Origin of the sequence: Lederbergia citrea, from assembly GCF_018343525.1 — a bacterium.
In the GTDB taxonomy this organism is placed as follows: domain Bacteria; phylum Bacillota; class Bacilli; order Bacillales; family Bacillaceae_C; genus Lederbergia; species Lederbergia citrea.
Genome location: NZ_JAGYPH010000001.1, coordinates 1,679,467 through 1,699,997 on the forward strand (window position 1 = coordinate 1,679,467; position 20,531 = coordinate 1,699,997).

General features: G+C 38.5%; 21 protein-coding genes. 6 read left to right on the forward strand and 15 right to left on the reverse strand.

Features of this window, described 5'->3' with window-relative positions:
* Window positions 1–78: 78 nt before the first annotated feature.
* The 5 genes from KHA88_RS08680 to KHA88_RS08700 all read right to left on the reverse strand — a co-directional run bounded on the left by KHA88_RS08680 (window position 79) and on the right by KHA88_RS08700 (window position 4,078).
* Window positions 79–942, reverse strand: a complete 864-nt coding sequence (locus KHA88_RS08680; protein ID WP_213096305.1) for an AraC family transcriptional regulator — start codon at window positions 940–942, stop codon at window positions 79–81.
* Between the two features lie 117 nt (window positions 943–1,059).
* Window positions 1,060–1,422, reverse strand: coding sequence for a MazG nucleotide pyrophosphohydrolase domain-containing protein (locus KHA88_RS08685; RefSeq protein WP_213096304.1), 363 nt, complete (start codon window positions 1,420–1,422; stop codon window positions 1,060–1,062).
* A 55-nt stretch (window positions 1,423–1,477) separates the two neighbouring features.
* Complete coding sequence (locus KHA88_RS08690; protein WP_213096303.1) at window positions 1,478–1,930, reverse strand: GNAT family N-acetyltransferase; 453 nt, start codon at window positions 1,928–1,930, stop codon at window positions 1,478–1,480.
* Between the two features lie 261 nt (window positions 1,931–2,191).
* Window positions 2,192–2,797, reverse strand: a complete 606-nt coding sequence (locus KHA88_RS08695) for a Uma2 family endonuclease (protein WP_249308202.1) — start codon at window positions 2,795–2,797, stop codon at window positions 2,192–2,194.
* 78 nt (window positions 2,798–2,875) lie between these two features.
* Entirely contained in the window at window positions 2,876–4,078 is a 1,203-nt protein-coding gene (locus KHA88_RS08700; RefSeq protein ID WP_213121757.1) for a DHH family phosphoesterase, read from the reverse strand.
* Between the two features lie 241 nt (window positions 4,079–4,319).
* Between KHA88_RS08700 and KHA88_RS08705 the strand changes: the two genes are divergently transcribed.
* Together KHA88_RS08705 and KHA88_RS08710 are read left to right on the forward strand one after the other, a co-directional pair.
* Window positions 4,320–4,496, forward strand: coding sequence for a hypothetical protein (locus KHA88_RS08705; protein ID WP_213096302.1), 177 nt, complete (start codon window positions 4,320–4,322; stop codon window positions 4,494–4,496).
* Window positions 4,497–4,541: 45 nt separating this feature from the next.
* Window positions 4,542–4,964 carry a cupin domain-containing protein gene (locus tag KHA88_RS08710; protein ID WP_249308200.1) on the forward strand — a complete coding sequence of 141 codons (423 nt, stop codon included), beginning with the start codon at window positions 4,542–4,544 and terminating at the stop codon, window positions 4,962–4,964.
* A 71-nt stretch (window positions 4,965–5,035) separates the two neighbouring features.
* Here the strand turns inward: KHA88_RS08710 and KHA88_RS08715 are convergent, their stop codons facing one another.
* Both KHA88_RS08715 and KHA88_RS08720 read right to left on the reverse strand, forming a co-directional pair.
* Window positions 5,036–5,644, reverse strand: a complete 609-nt coding sequence (locus KHA88_RS08715) for a class D sortase (protein WP_249305898.1) — start codon at window positions 5,642–5,644, stop codon at window positions 5,036–5,038.
* On the reverse strand, window positions 5,641–6,777 hold the full coding sequence (locus tag KHA88_RS08720; protein WP_213096301.1) for a processed acidic surface protein: 1,137 nt from the start codon (window positions 6,775–6,777) through the stop codon (window positions 5,641–5,643). Before KHA88_RS08720 ends, KHA88_RS08715 begins: the two co-directional genes overlap by 4 nt.
* Before the next feature lie 232 nt (window positions 6,778–7,009).
* On the opposite strand from KHA88_RS08720, the gene KHA88_RS08725 reads away from it, so the two are divergent.
* Entirely contained in the window at window positions 7,010–8,524 is a 1,515-nt protein-coding gene (locus KHA88_RS08725) for an MDR family MFS transporter (protein ID WP_213096300.1), read from the forward strand.
* Window positions 8,525–8,714: 190 nt separating this feature from the next.
* On the forward strand, window positions 8,715–9,287 hold the full coding sequence (locus KHA88_RS08730) for an SCO family protein (RefSeq protein WP_213096299.1): 573 nt from the start codon (window positions 8,715–8,717) through the stop codon (window positions 9,285–9,287).
* Between the two features lie 29 nt (window positions 9,288–9,316).
* On the opposite strand, the gene KHA88_RS08735 is transcribed toward KHA88_RS08730, so the two are convergent.
* The 6 genes from KHA88_RS08735 to hemE form a co-directional block, all read right to left on the reverse strand.
* A complete protein-coding gene (locus tag KHA88_RS08735) occupies window positions 9,317–9,517 on the reverse strand; it encodes a hypothetical protein (protein ID WP_213096298.1) in 201 nt (66 codons plus the stop codon).
* A gap of 428 nt (window positions 9,518–9,945) precedes the next feature.
* Entirely contained in the window at window positions 9,946–12,183 is a 2,238-nt protein-coding gene (locus KHA88_RS08740) for a YhgE/Pip domain-containing protein (protein WP_213096297.1), read from the reverse strand.
* An 84-nt stretch (window positions 12,184–12,267) separates the two neighbouring features.
* Window positions 12,268–12,840, reverse strand: coding sequence for a TetR/AcrR family transcriptional regulator (locus KHA88_RS08745; protein WP_213096296.1), 573 nt, complete (start codon window positions 12,838–12,840; stop codon window positions 12,268–12,270).
* Window positions 12,841–12,975: 135 nt separating this feature from the next.
* Window positions 12,976–14,385 carry a protoporphyrinogen oxidase gene (gene hemY / locus KHA88_RS08750; protein ID WP_213096295.1) on the reverse strand — a complete coding sequence of 470 codons (1,410 nt, stop codon included), beginning with the start codon at window positions 14,383–14,385 and terminating at the stop codon, window positions 12,976–12,978.
* 31 nt (window positions 14,386–14,416) lie between these two features.
* Window positions 14,417–15,349, reverse strand: a complete 933-nt coding sequence (gene hemH, locus KHA88_RS08755; RefSeq protein ID WP_213096294.1) for a ferrochelatase — start codon at window positions 15,347–15,349, stop codon at window positions 14,417–14,419.
* 14 nt (window positions 15,350–15,363) lie between these two features.
* The gene (gene hemE / locus KHA88_RS08760; RefSeq protein ID WP_213096293.1) at window positions 15,364–16,416 is read right to left on the reverse strand and encodes a uroporphyrinogen decarboxylase; all 1,053 of its coding nucleotides are present in this window, start codon (window positions 16,414–16,416) and stop codon (window positions 15,364–15,366) included.
* A gap of 269 nt (window positions 16,417–16,685) precedes the next feature.
* Here hemE and KHA88_RS08765 point away from each other — a divergent pair, with 269 nt between their 5' ends.
* Complete coding sequence (locus KHA88_RS08765) at window positions 16,686–17,201, forward strand: antibiotic biosynthesis monooxygenase family protein (protein ID WP_213096292.1); 516 nt, start codon at window positions 16,686–16,688, stop codon at window positions 17,199–17,201.
* Window positions 17,202–17,339: 138 nt separating this feature from the next.
* Window positions 17,340–18,512: a M20 family metallopeptidase gene (locus KHA88_RS08770; RefSeq protein ID WP_213096291.1), complete on the forward strand. Its 1,173-nt coding sequence runs from the start codon at window positions 17,340–17,342 to the stop codon at window positions 18,510–18,512.
* 37 nt (window positions 18,513–18,549) lie between these two features.
* Here the strand turns inward: KHA88_RS08770 and KHA88_RS08775 are convergent, their stop codons facing one another.
* A complete protein-coding gene (locus KHA88_RS08775; protein WP_213096290.1) occupies window positions 18,550–19,773 on the reverse strand; it encodes an ABC transporter permease in 1,224 nt (407 codons plus the stop codon).
* Window positions 19,760–20,506 carry an ABC transporter ATP-binding protein gene (locus KHA88_RS08780; RefSeq protein WP_213096289.1) on the reverse strand — a complete coding sequence of 249 codons (747 nt, stop codon included), beginning with the start codon at window positions 20,504–20,506 and terminating at the stop codon, window positions 19,760–19,762. The genes KHA88_RS08775 and KHA88_RS08780 overlap by 14 nt, the downstream gene beginning before the upstream one ends.
* Window positions 20,507–20,531 lie beyond the last annotated feature (25 nt).

A 20,531-nucleotide genomic window follows, 5' to 3' on the forward strand; every position in this document is an offset into this window, starting at 1 on the left:
CTTGGCGTCTATTGTATGTCAAAAGCACAAAAATCCGCGACCAAATAAATGGGCGCGGCCAACTTTAATGAAACCAATCTATTTTATCGGAATCCAAATTTCTGAATAATAATCAGGGCTAGAGGGGTCTCCGTCTGGATATACCTCTAAGTCTGGTGTTCCTGCATGTTTATAGCCACTTGATGGAAACCATTCTGAAAGTATTTGTTTCCATACGTTCTGAATAGCATCTGGCATTGGACCGTGAACTTCAAATATAACCCATTTGGAAGCGGGGATATTTAAACTTTGGAACCCTTCTGGCACATCACCTTCAGATGCTGCAGCTATCCAATAATCGATTGACTGCCCAGATTCGGAAGCACCTTTATCAACACATACACCTAGTATGCCTTTAAGTTGACCATTGTTTACCTTAGATAATAAATCAACTGTTCCCTTCTCGTGAACCTCTTCCCACATTTTTGGAATACCGACAAAGTTTTCTCCGTTGTTACATGAAAACTCTTCTTTAACTCCAACTACTTGAAAATTTTCTTTTTCAACAATTTTGTATTGCATTGGTTCCGCTCCTTTCAGACTCACCTGGATAACCAGGCGGTTATAAGATTTCAGCTTGCCAATATTTCTTCGTGCTTCAGTTGGTGTTATGCCATGTTGTCTACGAAAAGCTTTGGAGAAAGCCTCGGGAGTGTCGTAGCCATATTTGTGGGCGATATCAATAATTTTTTCATTTGTTCTTGTTAGCTCCTCGGCTGCTAGCGTTAGCCGTCGACGTCTTATATATTCACCGACAGACATATCGGTCAATATTGAAAATGTACGTTGAAAATGAAATGCCGACGAATTCGCTTGCTTGGCTATATTTTCGATTGTTATATTATCCAGTAAATGATCCTCCATATACTCGATTGCCTTCTGCAAAGATTCAACCCATGCCATACCACTCACTCCCCTAGCTACATACTAGCAATGTTTTTTAAATTAATCCTGTCATTTTGTGCTTTGTTTTGGCAACATTTTAGCTAAAAAAATCACCGATCGCTTAACTAAAGGTGGTCATTTCCGTGTACTTCTCATCTCGTCTAATTTCGAATATAATTCCTTCTCTAAATCATAATCAAAATAATTAGCAAATTTCAGTAAATAAGCTAGACAATCAGCTAGCTCCTTACCCAAATTGTCTCTTACTGACCATTTTGCCAACTCCATAGCTTCCAATTCATTGTATCCTTCAGCTATATTTTTTTCTGTTTCATAAAACATAGTCCTAAACTCTTCTGCAACCTCGGCGACTTCAGTAGTTAGCAGCATATGTATATATAAAAGAAAGACTTGATTTCCTTGATAATCCTTTAAATCATATTCATCCCATCCCATTTCCTCAACAAAGCTCTGATAATCTTCTTGTATTTTCTGCATTGAATGGTCCCTCTCTATTAAAATCATTTTTATATTTTCAAATTTTTACTATATCTCATATATCTTGAGCTAAACGAACCATATCCCGACACTGTATACCGTTTTCGAAAATTTCTTCCGAATAATGTTTGATAAAAAAGTCTCTATCCACCCCTATGATTCTAAATCCGCATTTTTGATAAAGAGCTAATTGCCCTATACTGGAATTTCCAGTGCCAATCTCCATAATCTTATATCCTTTTAATTTGGCAATCTGTATTGCCTTCATTATTAACTGTTTCCCTACCCCTTTTCCCTGTTGATTTTCGATAACTGCGATATTCACCAATTCCACCGTATCAGGTCTTGTCGGGAGTAGAACAAATGCACCTTTTATTTCATTCTCGTATTCGGCTATAAAACACTCTCCCCTTTCCAGATAATCTTTGACAAATTTTCGAGAAGGATCTGCCAATAACAACAGCTCCATTGGCGGCTTTTCATTTAACTTTAACTTTCTAATTTGCATTATGCCCTCCTCTTGTTATTATCCTATTAACTAATTTTGCAATAAACTACTAATCAATTATAATTATAAACGGACTTTTCAGAAACCTTTTTATCCTTCATTGCAAAATTCTTTTCAACTTTCCAGTTCCGCTGGCCAACTCGCCAAATCGAGCTTCTTACTTTCTAAACTGTCGCAAATACAGTCTTTCCAATGTGTACCACTTAACAAAAAAAATCAATGTAAAGACATGCTCTACACTGATTTTTTTATAATCTGGTTCTAGTATTCATCGCCTGCAAATATATTTTTCAACTGAATTTCATAGTCATCAAAGATTCTAACCTTAGCGGTGTCTTCTTTTGTAAGGACATCACTTCGTAGAAATGAGCCATTTTCAAGCAAGAAAATTTCAATTGTTTCATTCAAGGGATCAACAATCCAATATTCTTTAACACCGGCTTGCTCATATTTATTATATTTCAGTAACCGATCAGCTCTCGCAGTAGAGGGTGATAATATTTCAATAATAAATTCTGGTGGACCAATTATTCGTTTTTCATCTATTTTGTTTTTATCACAGACGACAAGAAAATCTGGTTGCACCCAATTGCTTATTTTATCGTGAGGGGTCTCTTTTTTTGCAAATAAGCATACATCAATAGGTGCAGTATACACTTTGCATTTTTTGTCCTTCAAGTAAGTCTTAAATTCGAAAATTAAGTTTACTATTATTTCTTGGTGTCTCGGAGTTGGAGCTGGTGTCATATTATAAATGACACCGTCAATAGCCTCACAAATGATATCTTGATTCCAATGAAGATAATCCTGATAAGTGATTTTTTTATCTGTAAAGTCATGGGGCATGGTCATTAGATCACCACCCATTTTTCTTTTAATTATAACACTTTGTTACGATGACAGGCATGACCTGCAATGAGATAATTGATGTTTTAATCTTATGTCCTAATATTCCTCATTCAGTTTTCGCCTCGCATTTCTTAATTCTTCCATTAAGTAATTAACAAAAGCATCATCTCTAACAAGCCAAGCTGCGTAATTTCTTTTTAAAAATTTTTCAGCTTTATCAAAACTAGAAAAGGTCCGTTCCATTTTTGTTTTATTTTTTTCAATTACCCATTCATCTTCATTAGCTTCGAAAATTAGAAAATTTTCTTCTTTTCGATTTTTATACAGTGAGCCGAAGGCTGCTCCTTTCAAATTATAACGATTTCGCTTCGCATCCTCATGCAATGGTTCAAGGTGAAAGGTTTCAACGACAAACTGCTTGTAAGCTTCTTTCGTTAAAGAACAACCAGACGCTTTCGCATGTCCGCCTCCGCCGAAATGGCCCGCCACTTCAGACACATCAATATGATCATGGATAGTGCGAAATCCTACCCTTTTTCCGCCAATATTTAAAATAGCGATATAATCGAGATGGGGATATTCTTTACCGAGTTCATTTCCAAGCTCTGAGTGATACGATTCCGCGTAAACAACGCCCGCAAAGTGATCACCTACTTCAGTCTGAACGAGTTCTCGCCTTTTTCTGCGGATATAGCGTTCGATTTTATTTTCTTCCATATCCAGAATCTTTTTTTCAAATTCATCAAAACTGAAATGATCGCTTGTTTTAAGTCTGTCGATCATTTTTTCTTCGAATTCCTCAATCGATACTAGGAAAAAGAGAGCATTGAGCCGTCCGGCTTCATGGTTGTCATTTTTCTTCCATTCCCATGTATCATACTGTCTAACGAGCTCAACAAACTCCGCAATGGCGTCTGATGATTCGATTAGTTGTTGGGTCATCAAGTATTCATAAAATAAAGAAGTCGCTGAAGTTAATTTACCCTCTTCATCTTCAACTACAACGTGTCCCCATTCATAATCGTTGAAATGCAAAGAAGTCTTATGGTGATCGAGCAACTGTACCTTGCCCCCGTCTTGATAAAATTCATCAAGCCTTTTTTCATTTTCTTCATTTACAGACAAATCCGTAATAAATAAAAATGTATCCTTGTTATCATTTTCAAAAAACCATTCTACTTCACGGTCAAGACTTGAAACAGAATTGTACCGCACTCTCACCTGTTTTCCAAAAGCAAGCTTGGCTAAAATACCGCACCCCACACCATCCAGATCATTATGTGATAATAGTTTGTACATCATTTTCACCTCAAGGGTAGTATAGTACAAATGGTGAAAATTATTTAATTGATGAGATTTTTGAAAAGTTAACCCAAGACGGTTCAGTATCAATGCCCTTAACTCCTTCTCCTGTAAATATTCATTACAATAATCCAGCTGGCTTTCTAATTTTTTTATGGACAATTTATGATACTAAAATGATAATAGTGGGTATTTAAATGAATATACATACCATGAGGAATTTGAGAGGAGACTGTTTATGTGGAAATGGATTTTCATATTAATCATTCCAATAATTGTTTTTGCCATTATTGAAGAAATGATTTATTTCATCATTAACCGCACCTTTTTTAGGTCTACGAAAGAGCGAAGAAAAATTAAAGAAAAACTGACATTACTAAAAAACAAAATAATGATGAAAGATACTTCCGTTTAGGATATTATTAATTTAGAAAAATGAAACAATAAGGAGGTATATTTGATGTTTAAGCTTTCAGTATCTGATTTCGTGGGAGCTCCGGTTAATGGACAAACTCTTATGCCAGAAGGAGCAAATATTGCCCTTGCAGAGTGGACTGCTGACGGAACACCACCAGGCAGTGAACCTATATGGATTGCCCCACTACATATTCATCACGAGGATGATGAAGCATGGTATGTATTAGAGGGCACACTTGGATTCCAAATTGGAGAAGAAACGATCGAGGCTCATGCTAATGATGGAGTCGTAGTGCCACGTGGGACACCGCATACCTTTTGGAACCCAAAAGAAATACCCGCTCGTTATCTTATTATTATGACTGCCCAAATTAGGGATTTGATCGATGCTATTCATAGCACAGAGCAACGAGATCCCGAAACAATGAAAAAACTCTTTGAGCAATATGGGGCTGAACTACTATAATTCTATTGTTAATTGGAAGCATAGCTCTTCTTTTCAAAAAAGAAGAGCCATCATGACGGGCTCCTCTTATTTCACAAAGTCTTTTTATCTACTAAATCTGCAACTAGAATATAACGTTGTGGTGCATCTCCGATGAAGTAAAAAGGATAGCAAGTTGTCACAGTTAGGGTGGCTCGTGGTTTAGGGACAATGACAGTCCGATCGTCGGCATCAACAATCTGGACTTTCCTTACTTTGTACGTAAACTCACCAGCAGATGTAGAGACAATTAATAATTCTCCCTCACCTACATCACCAAGTTTCCGGAACACGGTATCTCGATGACCTGAAAGCACGGAGTTATCTTTTTCTCCTGGAAGTACGCTACCTGCAAAATGACCAACTCCTTTTTCCAATTCATCTTCATCTGTTCCATGAATGATAGGCAATGTTGCGTCTAGCTTCGGGATGAATAATGTACCGATTTCCTCTCCTTTTTTAGGTCGGTTCGGATAGAGCACATCATCTTTCTCAGACTGTTTTGCAACAGGCTTACTCGCGACGCTGGCAACTTTTGATTTCTCTGATGGTTCTATTATATTTCCCTTCAATAAAGGACTTGTATTTTGGACAAATAAGTAAAGCCCAGCTGCCATCATGGTGATGCCCGTGATTGTTAACAGCCATTTTTTGTGACTCATGAATGTTTCACAAACCGTCTGCTGATTAAGAACAATCCTCCAAGAATTAAAACGAGCCCTGCTGCCGCACCTTCAACATAATTTCCCGCAGTGTTCGGCATTTTTGCACCTTTAATTGTTTTTGGAGCTTTTGGCGCAAGTCTAGCAATCGGCTTAGTAATCACTTTTTCCACTTCTTTAATGTGGTCAATTACCTTCGAACCGAATAAATCTGCTGTCAAAATAATATCGGCTAAAAGTACCCCATCATAGTTATACAGCTCAATTAACAGATCAGCACCATTTGTTGTTTCAAGTTTAATTAAATCTTGATAGGAAACCTCTTTTATTTTTTTACCATCTTTATAAAGATAATATTTGGCTTCAATCTGCAAGAATGACATTACTTCCTTCATAATATCGGCTAATTCCGCTAGTTGGGCGTCAGTTAGATCTTTCGCGCTTTCAAAATTAACATAACCTTCTAAACGAGTCATAATGCTGTTCATTTGCTCCTCAGCCTTAGTCTCATCAATTTGCAGGTTGAGAAAATGATTGAATAAATTCATCATTTCTTCTTCAGTAATACCAAATTGATCAAGCGTTTGCTGGGCAAGGTAGCCAATAACAGCTAACTCAAGGTCTTCGATAGATTCATAATTTTCAATAGCATCATTATTTGTTTTTAGAAGTGCCTTCAGCTCTGCCATAGTTAATTCGTAATCATTTAGAAATTGATTAAGGTTTTCATTTGTGATTGGCGTGGAGTAGTCAGAGTAAAAAGAAATTATAAAGTCCAGATAGTTGATATATGTAAACACATCTTCAATTTTCTGACCTTTTTCAAGCTCATCGTTTTCAATCAAAAACTCTTCTAGCTCGTCTTTAGAAGCAAAATCATAGTCTGTAAGCAGCTGTTGAATATTTTTGGAATTGATGCGTTCACCTAAAGCATCGTAAATCTCAATGACTCTCCCAATTTCTTCAATGCTTGAATCATTATAATGCCACAAAAATACTTCAAGTTCTTCTTCAGTCAATCCGGTGTCTTCAAGAACCGGAGCTACTTCATCCGAGGTTAATGCAAATGACATAACCGGAAAAAGGCCAAATAATAAAGTAACTGCTAACATCATCGATAATATACGTTTCAAGTTGGTTTCCTCCAAAATATTAATTTACTTTTTTAATATAATGGAAATAATATTTGAAAGATAGAATGTAAATATTGGTAAAAATGCGCTGCTAGAAATAATTTCATCTAACCTAAATGCGCGTTTATTCAACCATAACTTCTAACATTTTATTAAGTTGCAGAAAATGGGAATTTGCTGTACGCTACAGCATATAGAATGTGTGTGGTAATCCATTGAAGGGAAGAAAATTATGGTAGGAAAAGAGAGTAAATTAGGTTTTGTCGTCGCTGGCTTATTACTGGCAATTTTGATGGCAGCAATGGATAATACGATTGTTGCGACATCAATGGGAACAATAGTGGCTGATCTTGGCGGCTTTGATAAGTTTGTGTGGGTAACTTCCGCATATTTAGTGACCGTGATGGCAGGGACACCGATTTTCGGGAAATTATCCGATATGTATGGAAGGAAACGATTCTTTATTTTCGGATTAACCGTTTTCTTATTTGGGTCTATTCTTTGCGGAACTGCAGGAAGCATGACACAACTCAGCATTTATCGTGCCATTCAAGGTGTAGGTGGCGGCGCATTGATGCCCATTGCGTTTACGATTATTTTTGATATTTTCCCTCCTGAGAAACGCGGGAAAATGACTGGACTATTTGGTGCGGTATTTGGATTATCAAGTCTTTTTGGTCCTCTACTAGGCGCCTATATTTCAGATAATATTGGCTGGCATTGGATTTTTTTCATAAATATTCCTTTAGGTATTCTTTCATTTGTTTTTGTCTTTTTCTATTATAAGGAATCTCTTGAACATAAGGAGCAAAGAATTGATTGGTTGGGGGCTTTTACCCTTGTCGGAGCGGTCGTTTGTTTAATGTTCGCCCTTGAGCTTGGCGGAAACCAATATGATTGGGCTTCTAGTGTCATTATTAGCTTGTTTACCGGGTTCGCAGTATTCTTTATTTTGTTTCTCTATGTTGAAACAAAAGTAGCGGAACCGATTATCTCCTTTAAAATGTTTAAAAAACGATTATTTGCTACTAGTAATGCGATCGCCTTTTTTTATGGGACTACCTTTATTATCGCGACGATTTACATCCCAATTTTTGTTCAAGGTGTTTTTGGTGGTACCGCAACAAATTCCGGGCTCATTTTAACCCCAATGATGCTTGGTTCGGTTTTTGGGAGTCAATTAGGCGGTTTGTTAACGACAAAAACAAGCTATAGAAATATTATGCTTTGCTCTGGGGCCTTTTTCATCACTGGTGTATTCCTATTAAGTACATTATCACCGGAAACTGCCAGGTCTGTCGTTACCCTTTTCATGATTATTACAGGTTTTGGCGTCGGTTTTTCATTCTCCACATTAAGTATGTCAGCCATTCATAACTTCGATATGAGACAGCGCGGAGCAGCAACGTCATCGGTAACATTTTTTCGCTCCTTAGGAATGACACTTGGCATAACGATCTTTGGAATTATTCAAAGAAATCTTTTTCAAAATAAATTGGCAGATGAGTTCGCAGGAATGGGAAATGGCGGAAGCTTTGGTGATTCACGTGCGCTTCTGTCTCCTGAGACACGCGAGAAAATTCCTGCTCCTATCCTTGAAAAGATTACGGACTCCTTGTCCTCTTCTATTGCACAAACATTTATGTGGGCGCTAGTTCCCGCAGTGCTGGCCTTCATCTTCATCTTCTTGATGAGCAAAGAACGAATAGAAATGCCAGCCAAAAAAACAAAAATGGTTAAAGCATAAAATTCACAAAAGGTTAGGAAGCCGGAATGACGGCTTCCTTTTTTTGTAAACTTCATTCGACAAGTGACAGGCACGGCCCGAATTATGTCGAATATATTTGGCTATTCTCTGAACATTGACCGGATTTGTCTTAAGTCCTTTTATTATCGGTTATAATGGTGGTAGCAGTATTATAGGAGGTTTGTATCTTTTGAGAAAATTTTCTTTACTTATTTTACTTTCTACCATTCTTATTTTAAGTGCTTGTTCTTCTGCTGCCAAAAGTGGCTCGCCTATTAAGGATTTCAATTATACGGATCAAGACGGGAAACCATTCGGCCTTAAAGATTTAAAGGGTAAGGTATGGGTGGCGGATTTTGTTTTTACGAATTGCACGACTGTTTGTCCGCCCATGTCTTCTAATATGAGTCAACTCCAGCAGGACGTGAAAGATGCAGGTCTTAAAGATGTTCATTTTGTTTCATTTAGCATTGATCCAGCAATTGATACACCAGAGGTATTGAAAGAGTACGGGGAAGCATTTGCGGCCGATTTTTCCACATGGCATTTCTTAACGGGCTATACTCAGGAAGAAATAGAAGATTATGTTCCAAAGAACTTCAAAACCATTGTTAAAAAACCAAGAGATGATGATCAGGTCATTCATGGAGTCAGCTTTTACCTATTAAATAAAAAAGGCGAAATCATCGCGGACTACCCCGGCAACACAGATGTACCATTCAAGCAAATTATTAAAGACATTAAATCAGCTTTAAAACAATAAAATTAGGGGTCTGTCCAGTACGTCACCTTTTACTGACTTTCTGGACAGACCTTTTCAGATTTCCGCTTTTCCTCTCTTGAGAACAACACTTTTTTAACTTTTACAGGCAATGGAACCGTGCTCGATTTACCGTGAACAGCATTTTTTCTTCTTGAAGGTAAATCGAACTGCACTCCATTTCCCGTGAACCACATTTTTTCTCCTTGAAGGGCAATCGAACTGCACTCCATTTACCGTGGACAACATTTTTTCTTCTTTAAGGTAAATCGAAATGTACTCCATTTACCGTGAACATCATTTTTTCGTCTTTAGGGTAAATCGAAATGTACTCCATTTACCGTGAACATCATTTTTTCTTCTTTAAGGGCAATCGAAATGTACTCCATTTACCGTGAACATCATTTTTTCTTCTTTGAGGGCAATCGAAATGTACTCCATTTACCGTGAACATCATTTTGTCTTCTTTAAGGTAAATCGAATTGAACTCCATTTACCGAAAACAACATTTGTTCTTCTTCAAGGGCAATCGAAATGTACTCCATTTACCATGAACATCTTTTTTTCTTCTTTAAGGTAAATCTATCAGTTGAGAATCAAAAAAGAAAGCAAGCTGTCAGAAACTTAATTGACTTTCTCTGACAGCTCAATTTCTCCTCTTTTACATTTCATTTACTAATTGGAATTGTTTTTTATGTTTATAATGAAAAAATCCAACAGTCATCATCATAAATCCAACCAAATACGCACTTAGGATTCCTAGGTTTTTCCACATAAAAGTGAAATCTCCACTAGAAATGACCGATTTATATGCCCGAACAGAGTAAGTCATCGGCAATGCTGTATTAAATGGCTGCAGTTGCTGTGGAATCAACTCAAGTGGGAATGTCCCTGCGCTCGTTGTTAACTGCAAGATTAATATGATGATAGCTATAAATCTTCCCGGATCTCCGAACATAGTAACTAAGAATTGAATTAAAGCGATAAATGATAGACTCGTAACAATCGTCGTCAAAATAAATAACGGTACGCTTTGAACCTCAATTCCAAGTCCGAAAAGCATAATGACAACAGCTATTAGTGATTGTAGCACTCCAACAATCGCGATAACGCCAAATTTCCCGATAAACCATGAGAAACCATTTTTTGGACGTGTTGCTGGCTCTCGAAGTGGGAATACAATCGACAATAGAAGCGCTCCGACGAATAAACCAAGCGATAAAAAGTAGGGTGCAAATCCAGTACCATAGTTCGGAACTTTGTTGATTGCTTTATTTTCAACTTTTACAGGCTCGCCCATCATATCGTATGTGTCACCAGTTGCGTGAACGGAGCCGGCTTTATTAGCAGCTTTCCCAAGCTTCTCTTTCATTTCTGACGTACCTTCCTGTAGCTTCTGGGTACCGTCTGCTAGCTCTGTTGATCCATCTGCCAATTGGCGGCTGCCGTCGCTTAATTTGCCTGAACCATCAGCCAGTTCACTCATTCCGCCATTTAATTTAGAAGCACCATTATTCAGTTCCCTCGCTCCTGATGTTGCCTCATTTAATTTTTGATCGAAAAGAGTCATACCATTTACTAATTCCGTTTGACCAGCTGCAAGCTTATTAGCGCCATCTGTGAGAGTTGCAGTCCCAGATGTAAGTTCAGCAAGTCCAGCCTTGAACTGTTTCTGGCCGTTATTTAATTCTTCTATCTTGTTGGCAAGTGTACTTGCGCCATTTTGAAGTTCACCTGCTGATGTTTGCAGTTGCTCTGTCCCAGCTGCAAGGTTGCCGCTGCCAGCTTCTATTTGGGAAATACCCTCTTCAAGTTTTGATTTTAATTGATTTCCTAATTGTGCCTTAACTTCATCGGGAAGAGGTAAGCCAGCTATGACCGCATCAATTTCACTCAGTTGATTTTTCATTTGCTGAACGCCTGCATGCAATTGATTTGCACCTTGAGCAACCTGCCCTGCCCCCGCTTGAAATTCTGTCAATTTATTTGCTAAAGTAGCAGCACCATCTTGGATTTTGGCTGTACCGCCAATGATTTCACCCATTGAACTGTCTGCTTGACCAAGTCCCGCTTGAATTTCTTTTGCCCCTCCTGCCAATTTATGTGCGCCATCATTTGCTGTTTCAACACCATTCAGTAATTGACCGTGTCCATCAGCAAGTTGGTTGAGTCCATTGGCAAGTTTTGAGGTTCCGGCTGCAAGTTCACCTGTTCCCGCCTGAACTTTTGAAACTCCGTTTTGAAATTCGATAGATTTGGAAGCAAGATGATCAAGATTCTCTTTCAGTTTTTTCGACCCATTTGATAATTTTCCTACTCCTTCATCTAATTCACTAGCGCCGTCACTCGCCTGTGCAAACCCATCGGCCAGTTCTTTTACTTTATCAAACATAGTTTCGGAATATGTCGCTATCACTTCTTTCGAAACGGCAGATTTAATTTCTTTGACGGCTGTTTCCCCAATTTGAGCGGATAAAAAGTTAAAGCTTTCATTTGGAACATATTTTAGTTCCAATTTTTTTGGTTTATCATCCAATAATGTTGTTGCATTTTCTGAAAAAGTTTCAGGAATTTCAACTAACATATAATATTTCTCTGCTTTCAAATCCTGATAGCCACGATTTTTGTCAACAAAATGAAAAGAAAATTGATCATTCTCTTTTAATTTTTTCACTAGTTCATCGCCCAACTGCAACTTTTCTCCTTCGAACATAGCACCCTTGTCATTGTTTACAATGGCTACTGGTAAATCCTGGAGCCGGTCATATGGATTCCAAAAAGCCCATAGGAACATGCCACTATATAAAACTGGGATAAGCATGACAGCAATAAGTGGGATGAGTAACTTTTTGTTTCGAAAAACAGCTTTCCATTCAGAAGAAAATGATGTGTGTTTCATTGTTGATTAATGCCTCCTAAAATCTAAAATACTAAATGACCATTTATCTCAATCGGTCACTTTTAGGTAAAAAATGAGGATCATCTACTTTGATAATCCTGTAAATAAATAAAATTCAAAAAGAGAGGTGATTTTTTCCCTGGAAAGTGGTTCATGGTGTTTTTCCCAGTCAATAATAAGCGAAAAATAAAGCTTTAACATAATGAATGCGGTCATCTCAGGATCACATTCTTTAATTTCACCTTTTTCAATTGCCACGGAAACCTTTTCTTTAATGTAATTGATGATTGCTTTTTCAACCTTTTGTAATACATCCATTACAGCAGGTGTACCTATTTCTTTTTCTTCTTGAAAAAGCTTAATCGTCAGCTGGTGCTCTTTCCGAAACTCTAATAATCGATAAAGAGTGCGATTGGCATTTTCATGAAAAGAGAGATCATCTTGAATCGTTTCTTCCGCTTTAGCCTTCATTTCTTTAATTAGGGAGGTGACAATTTCATCAAGCAGTTCCTCTTTATTATTAAAAAATGTATAAATCGTTCCCTTGCCTACGTTTGCTAACTTTGCCACCTGATCCATTGTCGTTGCCTTATACCCAAATAAAGAAAAGGATTTGGTTGCAGCATCAATAATTAACTGTTTCCGGTCAACAGACATATCCAAATTCACCTCTTTTTAAGGAGATTGACCATAAAACTCATTTGGTCATTAAGTACATCACCTAAAATATCATATATCATTCTTTTATGCAATATTTTATCAAAATAAAAACGGCCATTCATTTGGCCGCTTTTATTGCAAGTATTCAATTACCTCTTCAACTGCCGCTTTTCCTTGATCGATGCAATCTGGAAGCCCAAGACCTTCAAATGAGCTGCCAATAACGAAAACACCCGGCATATTTGCTCCTACTTGTGCTTTCATTGTCTTAACTCGTTCCTGATGGCCAACTGTGTATTGCGGCATCGCATTTTTCCAACGTGTAACAATCGTAAATTCAGGAGTTGCCAAAATATTCATCGTTTCTTTTAAATCATCAAGGACAATTTTCTCAATTTCAGCATCTGATAAATCCACAACTGTTTCTTCACCTGCACGGCCAACATAACAACGCAGCAAAACTTTTCCTTCCGGTGTTGTGTGCGGCCACTTTTTATGTGTCCACGTACAGGCGGTTATTGTGTAATCACTATTTCTTGACACGACAAAGCCCGTTCCGTCCAGCTTATCTTCAATTTCTTCCGCATCAAAAGCCATGGCCACTGTCGCAACGGAAGTAGCCGGCATTTCTTTAAAATTACTAAGAAATTCATGTTCCGGGAACAAATCAGCAAGGGCTAAATGCGGCAGTGCGACAACGATACTGTCCGCTTGCAATGTTTCACCATTATTAAGGGAAACTTCATATGCATCATTATTTTTTTCAACAGATAAAACACGAGTCCCTTTCATTACTGAGCCAGGTGACATTTTGTCTTCAATGGCATCAACCAATGATTCTAAGCCGCCTTTTAACGTTAGAAAAATCCCTTGGTTCTTACTGTTCAAACGATTTTTAGGCGCTTGGGGTGTCGTCTTTTTCATCCCGAGAATCAAGCTGCGATGATCTCGTTCAACTTGATAAAATTGGGGAAATGTTGACATAAGGCTGAGCTGGTCTATATCGCCTGCGTAAATCCCTGATAAAAGTGGTTCTATTAAATTTTCAACTACTTCGTCTCCAAGGCGTCTCCGGAAAAAATCCCCTAAGGATTGATCCCCTTCCGTTTTGGAACGAGGCATAATGAAATCGCCCACAGCTCTCATTTTTCCTTGAACGGAGAACAAGTCTGTTGTGACAAATGGACCCAGTTTCGTTGGAATTCCCATGACTGCGCCCTTAGGCATTGGATGAAGCTTATCCTTTACAAGTACAAAGGCTCTGCCTGCCGTATTATTGACAAGGTCATTCTCCAAGCCAACATCTTTTGCTAGTTCAGCTGCACTTGTCTTTCTTTCTAAAAAGGAATCTGGACCTTTTTCTATAATAAAACCGTCTTTATATACTGTCTGTATTTTGCCCCCTAATTTATGACTTGCTTCCACTAGGGTGACATCAACTAGCTGGTTTTGATTCGCATATTCTTTTTGCAGATAATAGGCTGCTGTCAAACCGGTTATTCCACCACCGATCACAACAACCTTTTTCTTCTGTTCTTTCAAGGTTAAATCGCCTTCTTCGTATATATTAGTGTTATTTGTCTAATTGTTTTAAAACAACATTTGCCATCGCATCAATAAAATCAGGCTGTGCATCTGGCATGGCAGGGCGATAATAAGCAGCACCCACTTCGTCTGTCACTACTTTACATTCGTGGTCATTATCATAGAGAACCTCTAGATGTGTGGAAACAAATCCTACTGGAATGTAAACAAATGCTTTATAGCCTTTTTCATTAAAAAGATCTCGCGTCAAATCCTGCACGTCTGGTCCGAGCCATGGTTCAGGCGTATTGCCTTCACTTTGCCAGCCGACTGCATATTCAGAAATGCCCGCTTCATTGGCAATAAGTTCAGCTGTTTCCTGAAGCTGCTCAGGATACGGATCACCGAATTGGAGAATTTTTTCTGGAAGGCTATGTGCTGATACAATTAAGCACGCTGCATTCCTTTCCTCTTCGGGCATTCCTTCATATACTTCCTTGACCTTGTTCACCCAGTAGTCGATGAATTTAGGCTCCTGATACCAGCTTTCTACCGAAGTAATCCTTAAGCCACCAAGCTTATCGGCAGTTTCTTTCGCACGTCCATTGTAAGATTTTACGCTGAAAGTAGAAAAATGTGGGGCAAGTACAATGGAAACAGCTTCTTCAAGCCCATCTGCATGCATTTTCTCCACAGCATCTTCAATAAACGGCTCAATATGCTTTAAGCCTATGTATGCTTTAAATTCAATTTCATCTTGAATTTCATTCAGGCGGTCTTGAAGGCCAAATGCCTGTTGCTCTGTTATTTTTGCAAGCGGAGAAATGCCCCCAATCGCTTGATAACGATTTTCCAAATCCTCGAGAGCTTCCTTCGAAGGCGGTCTTCCATGGCGAATATGTGTATAATATCGTTCGATATCGTCTTCATGATATGGTGTTCCGTAGGCCATTACTAATAGCCCCATTTGCTTTTTAGCCAAGCTTATGCACTCCTTTATCGCGTTTGCTTGATTTTTTCTGCACTGTATTCATGAATAAATGCAGTTAGACGTTTTAACATTTCAGGATTAACTTCTGGGAAAACTCCGTGCCCTAAATTGAAAATAAAGCCAGGCTTTTCAATTCCTTGGTCAATAATCTCTTTCGCACGCTCTTCAACTGTCTCCCAGTTAGAAATTAAAACAGCTGGGTCTAAATTACCTTGTACCGCTTTTGTCACACCGAGCTTACGTGCATCAGCAATTGGTAATCTCCAATCGAGACCGACTACATCAAGCGGTAAGTCATTCCATTCAAGTGCCAAGTGGCTTGCGCCTACTCCGTGCATAATGAGCGGAACTTGAGTTTCTCTCATTTCTGTGAAGATTTTTGCCATGAATGGTTTAATAAATTTCTGATAGTCTGCTCGACTTAATGCACCAACCCATGAATCAAAGATTTGTAGAGCACTTGCGCCCGCTTTAACTTGGGCTTTCAAATACGTTACGGTCATTTCCGATAGCTTTTCCATTAACAAATTCCAGGACTTTGGCTCTGAATACATGAAAGCTTTCGTTTTATGATAGTTTTTCGATGGTCCACCTTCAATCATATAGCTCGCTAATGTGAAAGGAGCTCCAGCAAAACCAATCAAAGGAACCGTCAGTTGTTCTTCAGTTAAAATTTTGATTGTATCAAGCACATACGGAATATCTTTTTCAGGATCAATCTCCCCGAGTCTTTCCACATCTGCTGTCGAGCGGATTGGATTGTCAATCACAGGGCCAATGCCACTTTTAATTTCAACATCTACACCTAAAGCTGGTAATGGAGTCATAATATCTTTATATAAAATTGCTGCATCGACATCATACATGTCAACAGGTAAACGTGTAACGTAGGCACAAATTTCCGGCTGATGCGTAATCTCAAATAAAGAATATTTTTCTTTTATTTTCCGATATTCTGCTTGAGAACGCCCTGCTTGCCGCATATACCAAACTGGAACATGATCGGTTCTCTCACCTCTCGCTGCTCTCAAAAATGTATCGTTCGTAATTCTTGTCATAATTTGCAGTCCACCTTTCAAGGTTTCTTATGTATATTGTATTATAAAAGCTACATTAACTAAAAATTTATCATCTGTACAATCCGTTCTTACTATAGTATTTTTCCTGTCCAAAGTATAGGTAACCACAACTCTTGTCATAAATTTGTCCTTTTTGGCTATCCTTTTGTTCACTACTTATCCACAAGCTGGTTTTATTAGGCAAATTCAGGGTAAAGTTTGTGATATGAATAACAAAAGCGCGAGCGCCTGAAAACTGGAGGGATTGAATGTTCACATATATTACATCTGGAACGTATGATTTTTTGAAAAAAATTGCAGAAAAGCATACCACCGAAAATATGCTATTAATGCAGAGTGTCCAATCGTCACATTTATGGCATGAGACATCTAAGGCTACTGTGTTTCAATCTCCACGCAAATATGAAGTGATTGATGCTGCGGGGGATTTTTCTGAAGTTGGCTTTGTCGCGTGCAATAATATACCTGTTCGAGACGAAGGCCGCCCCGTTTTTGAATTTGGATTTACAAACCAAGAAAAGCTTATCGAAAATGAGCCTGGTTTTATAGCGATGCGCGTACTACGCCCACTTTCAAGTGATACTTACGTATTCATGACGATGTGGGAAGATGAAGAAGCTTACGAAGCTTGGAAAAGCTCTAAAACATTCGCAAAAGTACACACTCAAACGGAAAGTGCTAAATCAGTCGGAAGTGTATTTTCAGGTCCGTCCTATGTCTCCACTTTCTTTGTTGGAGACGAAGAGATTGAAGAAGCAAAATAATCAAAATGTAAAAACGGTTTGGAAATTCTATATTTCCAAACCGTTTTTTTACTATTTGTAATTTCTAAACAAATCCGCCGAAAAATTGCTATAATTATTTCGATACTAAAAATATTTTATAGGCGGGTGTTCATACATATGAAACAAATTCTATTTGAACAATTAGAAAATCATTATGACGAAATGGTTGAAATTAGACGATATTTGCATCAACATCCCGAACTTTCTTTTAAGGAAGTAGAAACAGCTGCCTATATAGCCGATTTTTATAAGCAACTTGGCGTAGATGTACAAACTAATGTGGGTGGAAATGGTGTCGTCGCTCGTATAAAAGGCGGCAAGCCAGGTAAAACCGTTGCCCTAAGAGCGGATTTCGATGCTTTGCCGATTCACGAAGAAACAGATGTTTCATTTAAATCGCTCGTACCTGGGGTAATGCACGCGTGCGGTCATGATGGACATACAGCAACATTATTGGTCCTGGCAAAAGTTCTTCACGGGATGAAAGAGGAACTCTCTGGAGAATATGTGATGATCCATCAGCATGCGGAAGAATATGCTCCAGGCGGCGCTGTTTCCATGATTGAGGACGGTTGTCTTGACGGGGTAGATGTTATTTTCGGCACACACCTATGGGCAGACGCTCCATACGGTACAATTCGCTATCGAAAAGGACCAATTATGGCAGCAGCCGATCGGTTTGAAATTACAATTAAAGGCTATGGCGGTCACGGTGCACAGCCTCATAAAACTAAAGATGCAATTGTGATTGGTTCACAGCTTGTCATGAATTTACAGCAAATTGTCAGTAGAAAAGTGGATCCAATCGAATCAGCTGTGCTTTCAATCGGCTCTTTCGTTTCCGATAATGCGTTTAATGTCATTGCGGATAGCGCAAGGATTGGTGGAACGGTACGTACCTTCAATGAAGATGTGAGGGATATAATTGAAGATGAAATAGAAAGAATTGTAAAAGGCACATGCTTGGCTGCTGGTTGTGAATATGAATTCGAGTACCCAAGAGGCTACCCGGCGGTTGTCAACCATGATGCCGAAACGGAATTTCTCGTTACATGCGCGGAAGAAGTACCGGAGAACACAAACATAGTAGAAGCAAAGCCTGAAATGGGCGGTGAAGACTTCGCCTATTATTTACAACATGTTAATGGAACCTTCTTTTTCACAGGAGCAATGCCGGATAACGTCGATCATCCCTATCCCCATCATCACCCGAAATTTGATATAAATGAAAAAGCAATGCTGGCAGCGGCTAAAACACTCGGCTGGGCAGCATTAAAGTCTCAGCCATAAACACATTTCACCCGGAGAAAATCCCCGGGTGATTTTTTTAGTCCTTTTCCAACTTTGCAATTCTGCCGGGTGCATATACCTTTGCAAATAGAAATGCAAAGACAATAGCAACGCCCCCAATAACTGCACCATGCTGAATGTTACTGCCAATTCCGGCACTGATACCAAATAATATTGCCTGGCATACAAGCACTTTTAAAAGCAAACCCAAAAAGGCAATTCTTTTTTGCGATGGATTTACAGGATAAAGACCCGTCCAAACCTTTAATTCATGCCTGCGAAGCATTGGCACAAGCTGAAATCCTGTCAAATATAAGAAAAGCATAGAAATCGCAGCTGAAAAATATACATTACTGTTATAAATGAGTAAAATCGCAGAAATAATGGATAACCGGATGATCAACCCGGAAAATTCACTGGTCCTCACAATTGTCCTGGCATATAAGAAACGATACGTTTGTCCGCTCCCATATGGGATATGCGAAAACAGCGGATCAAGCCACCTCCTTCTTTTAACCTGTCCACTCAAATGAGGAACATCTGTAAACATATTGGCAGCTCGATAAAATACTTGCATTCTCCCCTGCTCTTTTTCGATCAATAGATCCCATCTTAATGGCTTATTTTTAACAGTCTCTCGGAAATAAAGTGTAATCGCAGCCATGATCAATAATATAACTCCGATAAACCAAAAAGATGCCTCTTCAATAATAAAATACAGCAAAATAGCATTGAGTAAATAACGGATAAGCCAGTCAAAAAATAATGCATGCCGATCATTAACCTTTAACATCATCCAATGGATATATAAGTTCCATACTTTCAAAACAAGAATGATCGCTAACAAATAAAAAAATGTTTTGAATCCATTGCCAGTTACCTTTGCATACATTGGCATGAATGCAGCAAGCAAAAGCAAAAGAATATATCCTTGAGTGACGACACTTAACTTAATCCCTTTTTTAAAATAACTGCTCAGCTTAATTTCCAATGGCAATAAAAAAACGATATCCGCTTGTTTTAACAGTGTATGAATCGGGCTTGCCGCAAGGAATATTGCTAGTACAACAGCCATAACCATTCCAACTGGGAACCCCGAACCGAGAGTCTTTACCCATTCAGAGTAATAGTAAATGGCTGCTCCTCCCCCAAAAATGAGGACAAAAAGCAAATGATCATTGAAAATATATTTGAAATACCGCCGAAGTTCTTTTATATAGGCTTGGACCCTCTCCCGCCATAACTCGTCAATCTGTTTCATCGATCTCTTCCTTCGTTAGCTGTATATAAATATCATCTAAAGTAGCACCGCGCATGGAAAATTCCTCTTGGAGCTCTTTCAACGTTCCTTTTGCACGAACTTCCCCATTATGCAAAATAATAAATCCGTCGCAGTAACGTTCTGCAGTTGCCAAAATATGTGTCGACATTAATATTCCTGCACCCTTTTCTTTCATCCTGTCCATCAATTCAAGGAGTGATTGAATGGCAAGCGGATCAAGCCCTACAAATGGCTCGTCAATAATATATAATGACGGCTCAATCAAAAAGGCACACATAATCATAACCTTTTGCTTCATGCCTTTTGAAAAATGTGATGGGAACCACTTCATTTTTTTATCGAGTCGGAATTCTTTTAATAATGGACGAACCCGAGCCTCATATAATGCTTCGGGAAGGCCATATGCCATCGCTGTCAGTTTTAAATGTTCTTCCAATGTCAGTTCCTCATATAAAACGGGTGTTTCAGGAACAAATGAAAACTGTTTTCGATATTCTTCTGGAGATTTCTTCAGCTTTAAGTCATTAATTGTGATGGAACCCGATCTTTCCTCCATTAATCCGATAATATGCTTAATTGTTGTGCTCTTACCAGCGCCATTTAGTCCAATAAGCCCTATTATTTGACCTGCTTCGAGTGAAAAAGAAACATCTTTCAAAACAGGTTTCTTCGTATAGCCGCCTGTCAAATTCTTAACCTCAAGTAAAGACATGTAATAACGCCCTTTCTTATCAACA

What these genes read in the sequence shown, in the direction of transcription:
- KHA88_RS08680 (WP_213096305.1), bottom strand. Translation starts at nt 942, where the DNA reads ATGGCATGGGTTGAATCTTTGCAGAAGGCAATCGAGTATATGGAGGAT.
- KHA88_RS08685 (WP_213096304.1), bottom strand. Translation starts at nt 1,422, where the DNA reads ATGCAGAAAATACAAGAAGATTATCAGAGCTTTGTTGAGGAAATGGGA.
- KHA88_RS08690 (WP_213096303.1), bottom strand. Translation starts at nt 1,930, where the DNA reads ATGCAAATTAGAAAGTTAAAGTTAAATGAAAAGCCGCCAATGGAGCTG.
- KHA88_RS08695 (WP_249308202.1), bottom strand. Translation starts at nt 2,797, where the DNA reads ATGGGTGGTGATCTAATGACCATGCCCCATGACTTTACAGATAAAAAA.
- KHA88_RS08700 (WP_213121757.1), bottom strand. Translation starts at nt 4,078, where the DNA reads ATGTACAAACTATTATCACATAATGATCTGGATGGTGTGGGGTGCGGT.
- KHA88_RS08705 (WP_213096302.1), top strand. Translation starts at nt 4,320, where the DNA reads ATGTGGAAATGGATTTTCATATTAATCATTCCAATAATTGTTTTTGCC.
- KHA88_RS08710 (WP_249308200.1), top strand. Translation starts at nt 4,542, where the DNA reads ATGTTTAAGCTTTCAGTATCTGATTTCGTGGGAGCTCCGGTTAATGGA.
- KHA88_RS08715 (WP_249305898.1), bottom strand. Translation starts at nt 5,644, where the DNA reads ATGAGTCACAAAAAATGGCTGTTAACAATCACGGGCATCACCATGATG.
- KHA88_RS08725 (WP_213096300.1), top strand. Translation starts at nt 7,010, where the DNA reads ATGGTAGGAAAAGAGAGTAAATTAGGTTTTGTCGTCGCTGGCTTATTA.
- KHA88_RS08735 (WP_213096298.1), bottom strand. Translation starts at nt 9,517, where the DNA reads ATGGAGTGCAGTTCGATTGCCCTTCAAGGAGAAAAAATGTGGTTCACG.
- KHA88_RS08740 (WP_213096297.1), bottom strand. Translation starts at nt 12,183, where the DNA reads ATGAAACACACATCATTTTCTTCTGAATGGAAAGCTGTTTTTCGAAAC.
- KHA88_RS08745 (WP_213096296.1), bottom strand. Translation starts at nt 12,840, where the DNA reads ATGTCTGTTGACCGGAAACAGTTAATTATTGATGCTGCAACCAAATCC.
- hemE (WP_213096293.1), bottom strand. Translation starts at nt 16,416, where the DNA reads ATGACAAGAATTACGAACGATACATTTTTGAGAGCAGCGAGAGGTGAG.
- KHA88_RS08765 (WP_213096292.1), top strand. Translation starts at nt 16,686, where the DNA reads ATGTTCACATATATTACATCTGGAACGTATGATTTTTTGAAAAAAATT.
- KHA88_RS08770 (WP_213096291.1), top strand. Translation starts at nt 17,340, where the DNA reads ATGAAACAAATTCTATTTGAACAATTAGAAAATCATTATGACGAAATG.
- KHA88_RS08775 (WP_213096290.1), bottom strand. Translation starts at nt 19,773, where the DNA reads ATGAAACAGATTGACGAGTTATGGCGGGAGAGGGTCCAAGCCTATATA.
- KHA88_RS08780 (WP_213096289.1), bottom strand. Translation starts at nt 20,506, where the DNA reads ATGTCTTTACTTGAGGTTAAGAATTTGACAGGCGGCTATACGAAGAAA.